We start from the raw sequence: 13,986 nt of genomic DNA on the forward strand, positions 1-13,986 counted from the left end.
CTATATTTAATAAAAGCCTACTTTATCTCTACCGTCGCGCCGGGTGTCTTCCACCAAATGAGATGAATTGACATATGTACGAAGTGACTAAATGTTTCGATATCTAATCAAAATCGCACTATTCGGTCAATAATGGCTTTCGTCGCGACCACGTCTCACGGCGGTCACTGCAGATATTTCCGCAAACCCGCCTGCGTCTCCGGTTCATAACGAAATAGTTTTCCTACGGGTACCGCTTGGGTCGAGTAACAGCAGTAAAGCTATGACAAACACACGACGGTCTCCCGGAGGGACGTGCCGTGGCGGCTAACAAAATACTCGTTCCGCTGTCGGACACGGTTACTGTCCGTCAGACGGTCGGGTACGCCGTCCAGTCCGCTCTCGAGGACGCCGACGAACTCGAGTGTCACCTCGTGGTTGCGATCCCACACGACGGTGACGGCCCGGCAGGCGAATCGATTATTGACGAAGCCGAACAACTCCTCGAACGGGCGGCAAGTTGGGTCCACGAGGACGCCGGCAGTGTGAGCGTTTCGGTTCACACGGCCGTTCTCGGGACGAAAGAGTACCTATTTGGTCCTCGAGAGTACGCCGAAGAGTTTGCAACCTATGCGGGCGAGTATGGCATCGATTGCGTCGTCCTCGATCCTGAATACCAACCCGGCGTGACCGCACCGATGCTCCAACCGCTCGAGCGTGAACTGTCGAACGTCGGGCTCGAGTACGACGAAGCTCCGGTCGAACGACCGGCCAAGCACGAACGACTCGTCGGACAGGCGAGTTTCGACCGAATGTTTGCACTTTTCTGGATTTCTTACGGATTCTACCTTATTCTGGGCGATCCGACGTACTGGTTCGATCTCGTAACGGGTGCGGCCGTCGCGGGTATCGTCTCTCTTACGCTCTCAAATATCACCTTCACTGTCGCCCCCGATCGGATCAAGTCTCCGCTTCGGACCCTCCGATTTGGCCTCTACGTGCCGTATTTGATCTTCGAAATCGTTAAGGCCAATCTGGCGATCTCGGTCGTTATCCTGCGACCGTCGATGCCGATCGACCCGTCGCTAACGAGGGTAAACGCCCGCGTTCGCAGTGGCCTTCCGTTGCTCGCGCTCGCAAACAGCATCACGCTTACACCCGGAACGCTCGCCGTGCGAGCGAACGATCAACGGTTGATCGTGCACACGCTGATTCCGAGCGCACGTGAGGACCTGTTCGACGGCAGTCTCGAGCGTGCGGTCCGGTTCGTGTTCCACGGTCGCGACTCCGCGTCTATCGCGACGCCGAAAGAACGTGGAGACACCGAAATAATCGAGGGTGAGGACCTATGACTACTGAACTCATTAATGATATCTTTCTCATGGCGGCAGCCCTGTTCGTCGTTCTCGCAATCGCAATGTTCTACCGCGCCGTCGCGGGGCCGACGACCCAGGATCGACTGCTTGCCGTGAACGTCCTCGGGACGAACACGGTCGTGATCCTCGCCCTGCTCGCAGCCGGGCTCGATCAGCCGTGGTTCCTCGACGTGGCGCTCATCTACGCGTTGCTCAACTTCCTGATGGCTATCGCCATCTCGAAGTTCACGGTCGAACGGGGTGGGGTCCTATGACCGATATCGTTACCCTGTTGACGGATGTGCAGTTCATGGCTATCGTCATCCTGTTAGCCTTCGGACTGTTTTTCACGCTCGTCTCGACGGTCGGTGTCCTTCGGTTACCGGATATCTTCGCGCGTGCACACACCGCGTCCCAGACTGACACCCTGGGAGCGGGGCTGGCACTCGCGGCCGTCGCGCTGGCGCTTGGCTGGCAGAACGCGACGGCTTATACCGTCTTGTTGCTGTTTTTCGTGTTCATCACGAACCCAACAGCGGCCCACGCGATCGCCCGTTCAGCGGCGGAGTCGGGCGTTACGCCGTGGGAAAAAGACGACGACAATACCGAGGGTGATGACCAATGAGTGTCGTCGCGTACACGCTCGCGGTGTTCATCCTGCTCACGGCTATCGCGACGGCGCTGTTTCGCGACGTGCTCTCCGCGATCGTCGTCTTCGGAGCCTATAGTCTCGGAATGGCGATCTTGTATACGTACCTGCTCGCACCCGACGTCGCGATGACCGAGGCGGCAATCGGCGCTGGTGTTACGACGATACTCCTCCTCTTGACGATTGCGCGAACCTCTCGGCCACCAACTGACCAACTCTTCGAGCGGATCAACGTCCCAGCGGTTGTCGTCGTGAGCGGCTTCGTTCTCGTCATGTTGGCGACCGTGTTGCCCGACATGTACGAGGTTGGCTCTCAGACCGCTCCAGCGTGGGCGAACGAGGAAGTCACTCAGTATTACATCCAGAACGCGTACGACGACACCGGCGTGCAAAACGCTGTCACCGCCGTCCTCGCGTCCTACCGTGGGTTCGACACCTTCGGCGAGGCGGTCGTCGTCTTCGCCGCAGGGATCGCCGTTCTGCTGGTCCTCAAACGGGAGGTGTTCGTCTGATGGCCGACCAGTACGATGACACCTACACGGAGAGCCAGGTTATCCTGACCTCGGTGAAGATCATCGCCCCGTTTACGCTCACGTACGGCATGTTCATGGCCCTCCACGGGGCCGACACGCCTGGCGGGAGCTTCCAGGGCGGTGCGATTATCGGGGTTACGGTCCTCATGCTCGCGTTCGCCTTCGGCATCGAGCCGACTCGAAAGTGGCTCAAAAATTCCGCGATCGTCGGCCTCATCGCCGGCGGTGTTGCCATCTTCGTCGGCGTCGGCCTCGCGACGATGGCCCTCGGCGGATCGTTCCTCGAGTACAGACTGTTCGAGACAGAACTCGGTATCCCCGACGGAACGGTCTGGGGAATGGAAGCGATCGAGATCGGCGGGATCGCATTGATCGTCGCCGGCGTCGTCGTCACGCTGTTCTTCGCGACGGCGGCGGGCTTTACGCCCGAACGCCGCACTCGAGATCCTTCGGAGGTGACTGACGATGATTGACTTACTCGCTACACGGTACGCGTACGTCCTGATGTTCGTCCTGCTCGGTGTGGGACTCTACATGATGATCGCCAACGAGAACCTCGTGAAGAAGTTGATCGGGGTCAACCTGTTCCAGACGGCGATATTCCTGTTCTTCGTTTCGGTGGCCTACGTCGAGGGCGGGTCTTCGCCCGTCGTGCCCGCCGATTCAAACCCGGGCGAACTCCTCGTCGCGAGTCCGCTCCCCCACGTGATCGTGCTCACGGCGATTGTCGTCGGGATCGCACTCACCGCGGTCGGGCTCGCGCTGATCGTTCGAATCTACTCGGAGTATGGAACGCTCCGCGAGGACACCCTTCGGGAGGTGCGATCCGATGAGTAACGTCGAACTGATCCCGGTGTTGCTCGTCGTCGCTCCGATCCTCTTGGCCACGCTCCCCATCGTGCTCGGCCTTCGATTCGAGCGAACCGGTTGGTCCGTTACTGCACTTACCACGACGGGCCTCTTCGCGGCCAGCCTGATCCTAGCCCAGCGGGTCTATAGCACCCAATCGGCCGAGATTTACGGACTCGGCGGTTGGGACGAGCAGTTCGGGATCGTCCTCGTCGCTGACCAGCTCTCGATGCTCATCGTCGTCCTCATCACGGCGACAGCGGCCGGCTTGCTCGCGTTTACCCGCCTCGCCGGTCCGCGCGGGAACACGTTTTACACCGGGTACCTGTTGCTCGTCGGCGGTCTTCTCGGACTCACGCTCACGGGCGACGTGTTCAACATGTTCGTCTTCCTCGAGATCGTCGGGCTCGGAACGTACGCCCTGATCTCGAGCGGCGACGGTCCCGAGTCGGCTGTCGCGGCTCTCAAGTACCTTATCCTCGGTACCGTCGGCGCATCGATCTACCTGATCGGCGTCGGCTTCCTGTTCATGGCAACCGGGACGTTGAACATGATGGAGCTGGCCGATGTCATCCAGAACGGCGGACTCGATGACCAACAGCTGAACCTCATCCGAGCCGCCTTCGCCTTTATGTTCGTCGGCTTCGCGATCAAGGTCGCACAGTGGCCGCTTCACACCTGGCAACCCGACGCGTATCAACACGCTCCGGACGGCGTGACGCCGCTGATCGCCGCCCTCGTGTCGACAGTTTCGGCGTACGCGCTCGCACGAATCATGTTCGACGTTTTCGGACCCGAGTTCTTGATTCAGACGCCCTACGCCAGGGAAATTGTCGTCACCGTCGGATCGATCAGCGTCATCGCGGGGAGCACCCTCGCGGTGATCCAGCAGGACGTCAAACGGATGCTCGCCTACTCGTCGGTCTCGCAGTTCGGTCTCGTCGTCGCCGCGTACGGTGTCGTCACCGAGACCGCACTGACTGGAGCGATTATTCACCTGATCGGCCACGGCGTGATGAAAGCCGGGCTGTTCGTCGCCGTGGGCGTCATCGCCATCGGCTACGGTGCACGAACCGTCGACGAATACGCCGGGCTGGCACACCACCGACCGGTCCCGGCCGCCGGAATGGCCGTCTTGCTCATCGCGCTCATCGGCATCCCGCCGTCAGTCGGCTTCATCGGCAAGTGGTACATCGCCGTGGGCGCGGTCGAGGCACAGGCCTGGTCGGTCGCGGCAGTCATCTTCCTTAGTACGATGTTGACGCTCGCCTACGCCGCTCGCCTGCTCGAGAAGATGTACTTTACACCGGCCCGCAACGTCGATCCCGGTTCGCATCGCTCGACCGACGCAGGATCTCCGGTGGCCACCGACGGTGGTGCCAGTTCGCAGACTCGAGGCTCCCCGGACGCAGTTTCGCTCGGGATGCTCGCGTTGGTGGTCTCCGTTGCGATCATCGCAGTCATCCTCGGATTCGCCGGTGACGTGTTCTTCGAACTGCTCGAGCCGTTCGTCGAGGAGGTGTTTAACTGATGACTGATCCGATTACGTCCATCCGCCCGCTCGCGGCCGTATTGGTCTCGGCGATCGCGATGGTATTGATTATCGCGTCGTATCGCTATCCGAACGTTCGTGAAAGCTGGTCCGTGCTTGCCGCGCTCGCGAAATTTGGAATCGTCGTGAGTATGCTTCCCGGCGTGCTCGGCGGCGACACCTACCGGTGGAGTCTTTCGGACTCGCTTGGTGTTGAGTTCCTCGCAGGGATCGACTTCGCCCTCGAGGCCGATGGACTTGGCATGCTGTTTGCGTTGCTTGCAAGTTTCCTCTGGATCTTCACCTCGTTCTACGCGGCCGGTTACATGCGCGGACTCGACGAACACGCCCAGACGAGGTTCTTCGCCGCCTTCGCGGCGAGTTTGTCGACCGCGGTCGGGATCGCGTTCTCGGCGAATCTGGTGACGATCTTCGTCTTCTATGAACTCCTCTCGCTGGTGACCTACCCGCTGGTCGCTCACAACGAGGACGACGAGGCCCGGATCGCCGGCCGGAAGTACCTCACGTACACGTTCTTCGGCGGCGGCGTCTTCCTCTTGGCCGGCACCGTTATGATCTATTGGCTCACCTCCGGCATCGGCGATCCCACGGTCGCCTTCCAGACCGGTGGCATGGAAGCGGTTGCCGAAGCTGCCGGCGAGGAGGACAACCAGATCTACGCGCAGGCCGCGTTCTTCCTTCTGATCGCCGGATTCGGCGTGAAGGCGGCGGTAATGCCACTTCACTCCTGGCTCGCCGACGCGATGGTTGCGCCGACGCCCGTTTCCGGACTGCTCCACGCGGTAGCGGTCGTCAAGTCCGGTGCGTTCGGGGTCGCGCGTGTGATCCTTGATGTGTACGGCGTCGAGACGATTCAGGATCTCCCGCTCTCGGTGCCGGTGGTCGGCGAAGTCGGGTTGAACGTGCCCGTCGCGATCCTAGCGGCGTTCACACTACTCGCTGCGAGTATCATCGCGCTCCGAAAGGACCACCTCAAGCGACGCCTCGCGTACTCGACGACGGCGCAGCTTTCCTACATCGTCCTCGGGCTCTCGATGCTCGAACCGATCGCGATTTTGGGAGCGCTGTTCCATATCCCCGCCCACGCGTTCGGAAAGCTCACCCTGTTCTTCTGTGCCGGTGCGGTCCACGTCGAGACGCACACCGATTACGTCAGTGAGATGGCTGGCATCGGCAAACGCATGCCGCTTACGATGTCGGCGTTCGCGATCGGCGCGGCAGGGATGGCCGGTATCCCGCTCGTCGCCGGCTTCGTGAGCAAGTTCTACATGCTCATCGGCGCGATGGATGTCGGCTACTGGCCCTTCGCACTCGCGCTGATCATTTCGGGAATCCTCAACATCGCGTACCTGTGGCCGGTCGTCTACACCGCGTTCTTCGAGAGCGAGGATCGCCACGACGCGAAACCGTTGCTCGAGTTCCCGCCGGGTGGCAAGCGTGAATCCTACGGCGTGATGCCCGGTGAGCAAGACGTCGCGACCGACGGTGGTGACCGCGACGCGGACGAAGACGGTGAAAGCGACGAAGCGGCCGACGAGGACGGCGGATTCGCGGTCGATATGAATCCAAGCGATGCGGACGTTCCGTTCGGTCCATCGGCCGGTGATGGCGACGACGCCCGAACTGAGGACACTGACGTTCACAGCGAGACCGATCACCACGCCGATGACGATCACGCCGAACACGGCCATCACCATGGCGGTGCACCGTCGGGTGGCTGGAAACGCCACTCGCCGTTCAGCGAGAGCACGTGGCTCATGCTGATGCCGATTTCCGTGATCGTGACCGGTGCGGTCGTACTTGGAGTCGTTCCCGATCACGCGATCTTCCTCGAGCTAGTTAGCTTCGTCGTCGAAGAAGTCACCGGAGAGGTGCTCCCATGACAGAACTCGATATCCTTACGCACGCGTATCCACCGTTGATCGTCTTCGCAGCCGCATTGCTCATGCTCGTCCTACCGAGGGTGCTCGGTTACGCGCTCGGGGCGTTGAGCCTCGCAGCGGTGACGGTTATCGCGTACCTGATTCCAGACGGTGCGTACCTCACGACGACGTTCCTCGGATTCGCGGACATTCAGCCGTTCTTCGTCGACGAATTTAGCCGACTGGTCGGGCTCGGACTCGGCTTTCTCGGCACGTTCGCCGTAATCTACGCCTATTCGAGTGGGGCGTCTCGAGTGCAGGGAGCCTTTGCGCTCGCTTACGTTGCTTCGGCGATCGGTGCGACGTTCGCTGGCGATTGGCTCGTGTTGGTGTTCATGTGGGAGCTGATGGCTGTAACGAGCACGCTCTTGATCTGGAACTACGGCGGTGATGCCATCCGCTCGGGGTACCGATACGCGATCGCCCACGGTATCGGCGGGAGCCTCCTGCTGTTCGCCGTTACGGCTCACTACGCGCAGGTCGGCGAGTTTACGTACGGTGCTGGCGTTGCTGACGGTGTCGGAATCGCACACACGGTGCCCGCGCTGCTGGCCGTCCTCGGAATTGGTGTTAACGTCGCATTCGTCGGGTTCCACACCTGGCTTCCGGACACGTATCCAAAGCCCCACTTTGCGACATCGGTGTTCCTCGCGGCGTTCACGACGAAGACAAGCGCGTTGATCCTCTATCGCGCTTTCCCCGATGGCCATCTGTACCTCGCGTATATGGGCGGATTGATGGCCGTTTACGGCGTCGTCTTCGCTCTCCTTCAACACGACATGCGGGCTCTGCTTTCCTACCACATTCAGGCCCAGCTCGGGTACATGGTCGCAGGGATCGGAATTGGGTCCGCCATCGGTATCGCCGGTGCGATGGGACACCTGTTCAATAACGTTCTCTACAAGAGTCTGCTGTTCATGGCTGTCGGCGTCGTCATCTATCGAACCGGGGAGAACGACCTGTACAAACTGGGTGGGCTCTGGAAGGAGATGCCGCTCACTGCGATTGCGTTCCTCGTCGGTGCGCTCTCGATTACCGCCGTTCCTGGCTTCAGCGGATTCGTGAGTAAAGGAATGGTTCTCGACGCCGCGGATCCGGGATACTACGGCGGTCCGGAGTATCAGGCGCTGTACTGGTTGCTCTTTATCGGTGCGATCGGAACGTTCCTCTCGTTCATCAAACTCGGCTTCTACGTCTTCCTTCACGGGCCGAGCGATCGGACGGTCAAGGACGCAGAAACGGGCCAGACTGTAGCGATGTTCTCCGTTGGTGGCGCCTGTCTCGTCCTCGGCCTACCGATAATTGGGTGGCCTGTCTTTACCGACCTCTTGCCACTGGTCGACGGGTCAGCGGTCGTCACCCCGGACTTTGAAACGACACTGCATCCGTACAGCCCCGGTCACCTCTTCGACTTCGTTGTGTTGGCAACCGTTTCGGTCGTCGGCTTCAAGATCATCCGCAAGCCGCTCTCGAAACTCGACCTCGGTGATCCAGCGATGTTTGCCAATCCGGCTACCTACTACGTCGGTCGCGGATCGATGGTCGCCGTCACGGACACCTACCGCGCAGTTGACGCGGCCGCGGTCGGCCTCGTCCGCCAGGTCTACTGGATCGGTAACAACCCCGTGCTGGCCGTCGACGCGCTCGGTCGCCGCATGCCGGACTGGATGGTCGAACTCGAGGAACGCCAGCCTGCAGATGGCGGCCGACCGTCGACGATTCACCTCCGGGCGAGTATCGGGCTCACCGTCTTGATACTAACGGTGATCCTGACGATCATGCTCCTTCTTCTCGTCTAGATCGACAGGATTCGTCCGTTATCGCCTTCGTTGTCGCTCCAAGCGAGATATAGCTACCACTAGTACGGAGAATTTCACTGCATAGCGAGTTGTCTCGAGTTCAATCGTTCCGTGACTCGTTCGACGAAGCGACGTCGATCACTCGATGGTGATCCTCTCGGAGGGCGATCGATTGCTCGAGAAAGGAGACGCGAAGCGAGTTCGTCGGAGCTGTCGCGGCTCGGCGACGAGAGGCCTCGAGATCGCGACTGACGCCGCTCGGGGTGAGATATTCGCCGTCGACGTCGATCCCGGCGTCCTTGCAGAGGCGCTTGAGGATCGTTCGAGCCCCTTCGGTCGTGATCGCCGGCGGCGTGATAGCGTGCTCCCGGAGGAGTGACTTTGCCGTCGACTCCTCGAACAGGGAGTCGATCTCAGCTTCGCCGTATCCGCGTTCGGCAAGTGCCTCGCGAACGTGGTTGGCGATCGAAGGCGCGTGTCGCGTCGGGAATAACGGCCACTCGTTCGTCGGCGGGTCGAGCGCTATTCGGTACCGACGGAGGGGGGTGCGGGCTCGTGCTGGGAGGGGGACGGCCTCGAAGCGCTGTGATTTTCCGAGAACCTGTATCGTTCCGGTGTAAAAGTCCACCTCGTTCCACGTCGCACCGGTGCGTCGAGTGTCATCCGGTGCGCGGAACAGCTCCGAGCCCCGAATTTCAGTGTGCGCTAACAGCGCGACGACCGCGTACTCTCGAAGCCGACTCCGTCTATTCCCCTCATTTTCGTGGAGTGACTCGAGCGCTCTCGCTCGAACGTACTCCTCGAGCGTTTGCCGTTGGCGGTCCGTCCAGAACTCGTCCGTCTGCGTGTCGGTTTCGACCGGCAGGATCGCCTGCGCGTTCCGGGTGGATGCTGGATTCGTCTCGAGTAACCCACCCCGGACACACCACGACAGAAACGCGCGGACAACTGCGTAATACGTTCGAGCGGTGGATGGGGCGTACTTTCCCCGCTCCGTTCGATCTGCCAGCTCTCGGGCGTACGCCTCGAGATTCCGCCGGTCGAGCGCGAGCAACGCTGTCGTGTTTTGTTCCGTCTCGAGCCACGTTGCCCACCGATGGAGGATCGATTCGGCGTTCGACGCGTAGGCTCCGGACCCAGACTCAGCGCTATCACCAACCGACTTGCGCTGTAAGTATGCATCCACGGCGTCCGAGATATTGACTTTTGACATGGATTTATCGCCACCTTTGTTCGTCTCGCTGGCTTCGCGGGCGACGTTTTGGATACCGTTTTGTTGACTGTAAACGGAGAGCGTTGCTTGAATACCCATCCCAAGCCATTCGTTCGTTTCCTAGTGGATCCATCCTATAAATTTGTGTTTCGGTGTTCCGTCCCTTTTGAATCGCTGAGAGCCCCCTCTCTACAGATCAATTGACATGTACTCAATGAGACATGGGGTAATCACAGTTTCCAATAAACTATTATAGATGATATGTATGGATTAAATATATAATTTGAAGGAGCTAACTCCAAACCGTTGTTTGCTCTATTATGCTCGGAATTTGCTCCCCATACCTGTGTTTTATAAATATAATTAAATTGCTAGTTAATCCGATTTATATTTTATAGTACTGTTTTTCGTAGTGATTCAGAGCACACCTGTTAGGAGAACGTCGTTTCTCACTCGAGGAGCCATTGTGTTCTCGCCTCGAGAACAACCGTTCTCGTTTCCGTGCTGAAAAATCGGCTAATCAAATCTATTACAATCATATATGTGTAACGACAAGGACTAACTCGTCTACTACGTCGCCGCTCGTACTTGTTATTCTAACGAGAACAACTATAATAGTTACTATTTTGAACTGGTTTCGGAGCGATTCTTTCGAACGCGCTTTTCGATAGCGGCTCCGGCACTAATGACGAGTCCCGCAAAGTCTTCTTTCAATCGTTTCCCGCTGACTCGCCGAGCTGGACCAGTCACTTCGAGGGCACCGATTGGTTGCTCGTCGGGCCCGGTAACGGGAACTGCGATGGCGTTTTGGGGCGATTCACCCGTCTGGATCGAGAACGTGATTCCCTGCTCGTGAGAGATCCTCGTGTCGGGATGTGTCTTTTCGGGAGCGTACGCTGTTTGTGAACTTCGTTTGACAATCGCGTGGCCGGCTGTCGAGCAGTATGGATCCACCATTTCACCGTCGCGCTCGGTCTGACTCTGTTGATTCTGACCCGTACACGAGTAGAGATAGTACGCTGTCTCGTTTTCAACGACGACAATACTCACGTGTTCGCCGGTTACGCTCGCCAGATTTTCGACCGCAGGGATTGCCGGTTCGAATAGGACGTGGGCGTCTCGTGAAGCGACCCCGAGCGTGTAACATCTCAGTCCGAGCGAGTATTCGTACTCCGCTCGAGTTAAATATTGGAGGTCGGTCAGCGTCTGGAGGTGCTTGTGTACAGCGCTCTTTGCGAGGTCGACCTCGTCTGCGATCTCCGTCGTTGTCAGCCCTCCCTCGTCTCGAATCAGTTCCAGAATTTCAAAACTCGTCTGCGTCGCGTTGATAGTGTACGTCCCGTCTCCCATCCGTATGGATCGATAGGTGTCTACCGTGATAAATCTGTTCTCCTCTCGAGAACGATCTTGCCGGTCCTGCAGTCCTTTCCTCGTCGTGTCTTTCCGTTCGTTGTAGAACTGATCGTGAACTGCCGCAGTTTGGCGAATTCGACCGACAAGTACATGTGATGCGCTTTTGACCTTCAGAACGAGTCGTACTACCATGACCGAAATCGTTGATTACGAACTGTACGAAGTTCCGCCGCGATGGCTGTTTTTGCGCGTCGAGACCGACGATGGTCTCGTCGGGTGGGGAGAGCCAGTCATCGAGGGGCGTGCCAAGACCGTTCGATCGGCAGTAGAGGAACTGATGGACGCGTATATTCTAAACGAGAGCCCTTTTGAAATCGAAGACCACTGGCAAACGATGTACCGCGGTGGCTTTTACCGCGGCGGTCCGATTCTCATGAGTGCGATCGCGGGTATCGATCAGGCTCTGTGGGACATCAAGGGCAAACACTACGATGCCCCGGTGTATGAACTGCTGGGCGGTGCGACCCGAGACCGAATCAGGGTCTACCAGTGGATCGGTGGCGATCGACCATCAGATGTCGGCGAGGCGGCGGCCGAAAAAGTCGAACAGGGCTTTACCGCGCTGAAGATGAACGCAACCTCCGAGATTCAGCGCCTCGACGATCCGGCGGCTGTGCAGTCTGCCGTCGACCGACTTCGGGAAGTTCGAGAAAGCGTTGGCCCCGAAATCGATATCGGCGTCGACTTCCACGGTCGGGTTTCGAAGCCGATGGCCAAACGGCTCGTCAAAGCGCTCGAACCCCACGAACCGATGTTCATCGAAGAGCCCGTTCTTCCCGAACACAACGACGCGTTGCCCGAAATTGCGTCCCATACGACCATTCCGATCGCAACCGGTGAACGAATGTTCTCCAGGTGGGATTTCAAGTCGGTGTTCGAGGACGGTGCGGTCGACGTTATCCAACCTGATCTATCGCACGCGGGTGGTATCACGGAAGTGAACAAGATCGCGTCGATGGCTGAAGCGTACGATGTGGCACTCGCCCCGCACTGTCCGCTCGGCCCCATCGCCCTCGCTTCCTGTATGCAAGTGGATATGTGTGCTCCGAACGCGCTTATCCAAGAACAGAGCCTGAATATCCACTACAACGAAACGAACGACGTCCTCGACTATCTGGCTGACGGCGACGTGTTCGACTACGAGCAGGGGTACGTCACCGTTCCCGATAAACCGGGTCTCGGTATTGAACTGGACGAGGAGTACATCCGCGAACAGGCAGAAAACGACGTCGATTGGCACAATCCGATCTGGCGCCACGACGACGGAAGCATCGCTGAGTGGTGAGGAGCGGATAGTTTACTGAGTGGTGAGGAGCGAATAGTTCGCTGATCGGTCCTCTCAAGCGCACGTTCGTCTCGTTTTATAAAAGGTGATAAATACGAATATCATCATAAACGTTAAGTAAGATTGATCCCTCAGCATAGATGAGCGTATTATGTCCAATAATGACACGCATTCGCGACGACGGGTGCTGAAGGGTGCAGGGGTAACAGGTGCTGCCGGGATGATGGCACTTGCAGGCTGTCTCACGGGAGACGAGGACGACGAAAACACGTTGGAGGTCCTCCACGGTTGGACCGGTGGAGACGGTGCAGAAGCCGAAGAAGCACTTTTCGCCGCGTTCGAAGAGGAACATCCGGATATTGATCTCGACGACCAGGCGATCGGTGGTGGCGGAAACGAAAACCTCGATCAGACGGTTGCAACGCGGTTCAACAGCGACAACCCGCCGGGTTCGTTTGCCGGCTGGCCAGGTGCAAACTTAGAACAGTACGACGGCGTTCTCGGGGACATCGAGTCGGAGGTGTGGGACGAAGCTGATCTTGCGGACGCACACGTCGAGGAAGCCGTCGAGGCCTGCCAGTTCGATGGCGGGTATTCTGCCGTTCCGATCGGCTCCCACCGAATGAACGACCTCTTCTTCAACGTCGAAGTTCTCGAGGACGCCGGTGTCGATCCGGACTCACTCGACGATATCGATGCGCTGATCGACGCGCTCGATACGGTCGATTCCGAAACGGACGCGACGCCGCTTGCAATGTCGCTCGAGGCGTGGGCGATCTTGCAAACCTGGGCGGTCGTCATGCTCAGTACGCAGGGATACGATGCCTACATGGACTTCATCGCGGGCGATGGAGACGAAGACGCAGTCCGCGAGACGTTCGAAACCCTCGAGGAAATCCTCGATAACTACATCAACGACGACGCAGCCTCGGTCGGCTTCACCGAGGTTAACCAGGACATCATGGGCGGCGATGCCGCGTTTATTCACGAAGGTAACTGGGTTGCGGGTGCCTACATCAATAACGAAGACATCGAGTACGGTGAGGAGTGGGACGCCATCCGATACCCGGGTACTGAAGACATGTACGGATTGCACATCGATTCGTTCATCTACCCCGGTGATAACCCGACTCCGGAGGAGACGGCAACTTTCCTCCGGTTCGCCGGTGGAGAAACCGCACAGGTCGAGTTTAACCAGTACAAGGGTTCAATCCCGACTCGGGAAGGTGTCTCGACGGAGGAGTTCAACGAATACCTCACGGAAACAATCGAGGACTTCGAGACCGCCTCCGAAAAACCGCCGACGCTCGCCCACGGACTCGCCGTCGACCAGAGCACGCAATCGTCTCTCGAGGAAGTTCTCAACAATAACTTCGCCGATCCATTCGACGTCGACGATGCAACCGAAGGCTTCATGAACGCGGTATAATTCACAAA

Annotated in this window: 13 protein-coding genes; 11 read left to right on the forward strand and 2 right to left on the reverse strand. The window is 58.7% G+C overall.

Annotation, left to right across the window (positions count from 1 at the left end):
• The first annotated feature begins 299 nt into the window (after nt 1-299).
• From ACYQ14_RS00730 to ACYQ14_RS00770, 9 genes are read left to right on the forward strand one after another with little or no spacing between them, the layout of a single operon-like run.
• A complete protein-coding gene (locus ACYQ14_RS00730; RefSeq protein WP_459883812.1) occupies nt 300-1,331 on the forward strand; it encodes a monovalent cation/H+ antiporter subunit E in 1,032 nt (343 codons plus the stop codon).
• Entirely contained in the window at nt 1,328-1,609 is a 282-nt protein-coding gene (locus ACYQ14_RS00735) for a cation:proton antiporter (protein ID WP_459883815.1), read from the forward strand. Before ACYQ14_RS00730 ends, ACYQ14_RS00735 begins: the two co-directional genes overlap by 4 nt.
• Nucleotides 1,606-1,959: a monovalent cation/H(+) antiporter subunit G gene (mnhG, locus tag ACYQ14_RS00740; RefSeq protein ID WP_459883817.1), complete on the forward strand. Its 354-nt coding sequence runs from the start codon at nt 1,606-1,608 to the stop codon at nt 1,957-1,959. Before ACYQ14_RS00735 ends, mnhG begins: the two co-directional genes overlap by 4 nt.
• Nucleotides 1,956-2,495, forward strand: coding sequence for a DUF4040 domain-containing protein (locus ACYQ14_RS00745; RefSeq protein WP_459883819.1), 540 nt, complete (start codon nt 1,956-1,958; stop codon nt 2,493-2,495). Before mnhG ends, ACYQ14_RS00745 begins: the two co-directional genes overlap by 4 nt.
• Nucleotides 2,495-2,989: an MnhB domain-containing protein gene (locus ACYQ14_RS00750; protein WP_459883821.1), complete on the forward strand. Its 495-nt coding sequence runs from the start codon at nt 2,495-2,497 to the stop codon at nt 2,987-2,989. Before ACYQ14_RS00745 ends, ACYQ14_RS00750 begins: the two co-directional genes overlap by 1 nt.
• The gene (locus tag ACYQ14_RS00755; protein ID WP_283838183.1) at nt 2,982-3,353 is read left to right on the forward strand and encodes a cation:proton antiporter subunit C; all 372 of its coding nucleotides are present in this window, start codon (nt 2,982-2,984) and stop codon (nt 3,351-3,353) included. Before ACYQ14_RS00750 ends, ACYQ14_RS00755 begins: the two co-directional genes overlap by 8 nt.
• Entirely contained in the window at nt 3,346-4,896 is a 1,551-nt protein-coding gene (locus tag ACYQ14_RS00760; protein ID WP_459883823.1) for a proton-conducting transporter transmembrane domain-containing protein, read from the forward strand. Before ACYQ14_RS00755 ends, ACYQ14_RS00760 begins: the two co-directional genes overlap by 8 nt.
• Complete coding sequence (locus ACYQ14_RS00765) at nt 4,896-6,800, forward strand: proton-conducting transporter transmembrane domain-containing protein (protein ID WP_459883825.1); 1,905 nt, start codon at nt 4,896-4,898, stop codon at nt 6,798-6,800. The genes ACYQ14_RS00760 and ACYQ14_RS00765 overlap by 1 nt, the downstream gene beginning before the upstream one ends.
• On the forward strand, nt 6,797-8,638 hold the full coding sequence (locus ACYQ14_RS00770; RefSeq protein ID WP_459883828.1) for a Na(+)/H(+) antiporter subunit D: 1,842 nt from the start codon (nt 6,797-6,799) through the stop codon (nt 8,636-8,638). The genes ACYQ14_RS00765 and ACYQ14_RS00770 overlap by 4 nt, the downstream gene beginning before the upstream one ends.
• A gap of 100 nt (nt 8,639-8,738) precedes the next feature.
• On the opposite strand, the gene ACYQ14_RS00775 is transcribed toward ACYQ14_RS00770, so the two are convergent.
• Both ACYQ14_RS00775 and ACYQ14_RS00780 read right to left on the reverse strand, forming a co-directional pair.
• Complete coding sequence (locus ACYQ14_RS00775; protein ID WP_459883831.1) at nt 8,739-9,851, reverse strand: tyrosine-type recombinase/integrase; 1,113 nt, start codon at nt 9,849-9,851, stop codon at nt 8,739-8,741.
• Nucleotides 9,852-10,472: 621 nt separating this feature from the next.
• Nucleotides 10,473-11,201, reverse strand: coding sequence for an IclR family transcriptional regulator (locus ACYQ14_RS00780; RefSeq protein ID WP_459883833.1), 729 nt, complete (start codon nt 11,199-11,201; stop codon nt 10,473-10,475).
• Between the two features lie 193 nt (nt 11,202-11,394).
• On the opposite strand from ACYQ14_RS00780, the gene dgoD reads away from it, so the two are divergent.
• Nucleotides 11,395-12,549 carry a galactonate dehydratase gene (gene dgoD / locus ACYQ14_RS00785; protein ID WP_283838192.1) on the forward strand — a complete coding sequence of 385 codons (1,155 nt, stop codon included), beginning with the start codon at nt 11,395-11,397 and terminating at the stop codon, nt 12,547-12,549.
• 151 nt (nt 12,550-12,700) lie between these two features.
• Nucleotides 12,701-13,978 carry an ABC transporter substrate-binding protein gene (locus ACYQ14_RS00790; protein ID WP_459883835.1) on the forward strand — a complete coding sequence of 426 codons (1,278 nt, stop codon included), beginning with the start codon at nt 12,701-12,703 and terminating at the stop codon, nt 13,976-13,978.
• The last annotated feature ends 8 nt before the right edge of the window (nt 13,979-13,986 follow it).

The sequence above is a fragment of the Halostagnicola bangensis genome, assembly GCF_054653435.1.

Bases quoted from the DNA above. Each gene is read 5' to 3' on its own strand.
- ACYQ14_RS00760 (WP_459883823.1), top strand. From the start codon at position 3,346: ATGAGTAACGTCGAACTGATCCCGGTGTTGCTCGTCGTCGCTCCGATC.
- ACYQ14_RS00765 (WP_459883825.1), top strand. From the start codon at position 4,896: ATGACTGATCCGATTACGTCCATCCGCCCGCTCGCGGCCGTATTGGTC.
- dgoD (WP_283838192.1), top strand. From the start codon at position 11,395: ATGACCGAAATCGTTGATTACGAACTGTACGAAGTTCCGCCGCGATGG.
- ACYQ14_RS00735 (WP_459883815.1), top strand. From the start codon at position 1,328: ATGACTACTGAACTCATTAATGATATCTTTCTCATGGCGGCAGCCCTG.
- ACYQ14_RS00790 (WP_459883835.1), top strand. From the start codon at position 12,701: ATGTCCAATAATGACACGCATTCGCGACGACGGGTGCTGAAGGGTGCA.
- ACYQ14_RS00750 (WP_459883821.1), top strand. From the start codon at position 2,495: ATGGCCGACCAGTACGATGACACCTACACGGAGAGCCAGGTTATCCTG.
- mnhG (WP_459883817.1), top strand. From the start codon at position 1,606: ATGACCGATATCGTTACCCTGTTGACGGATGTGCAGTTCATGGCTATC.
- ACYQ14_RS00775 (WP_459883831.1), bottom strand. From the start codon at position 9,851: ATGTCAAAAGTCAATATCTCGGACGCCGTGGATGCATACTTACAGCGC.
- ACYQ14_RS00755 (WP_283838183.1), top strand. From the start codon at position 2,982: ATGATTGACTTACTCGCTACACGGTACGCGTACGTCCTGATGTTCGTC.
- ACYQ14_RS00745 (WP_459883819.1), top strand. From the start codon at position 1,956: ATGAGTGTCGTCGCGTACACGCTCGCGGTGTTCATCCTGCTCACGGCT.
- ACYQ14_RS00770 (WP_459883828.1), top strand. From the start codon at position 6,797: ATGACAGAACTCGATATCCTTACGCACGCGTATCCACCGTTGATCGTC.
- ACYQ14_RS00780 (WP_459883833.1), bottom strand. From the start codon at position 11,201: ATGGGAGACGGGACGTACACTATCAACGCGACGCAGACGAGTTTTGAA.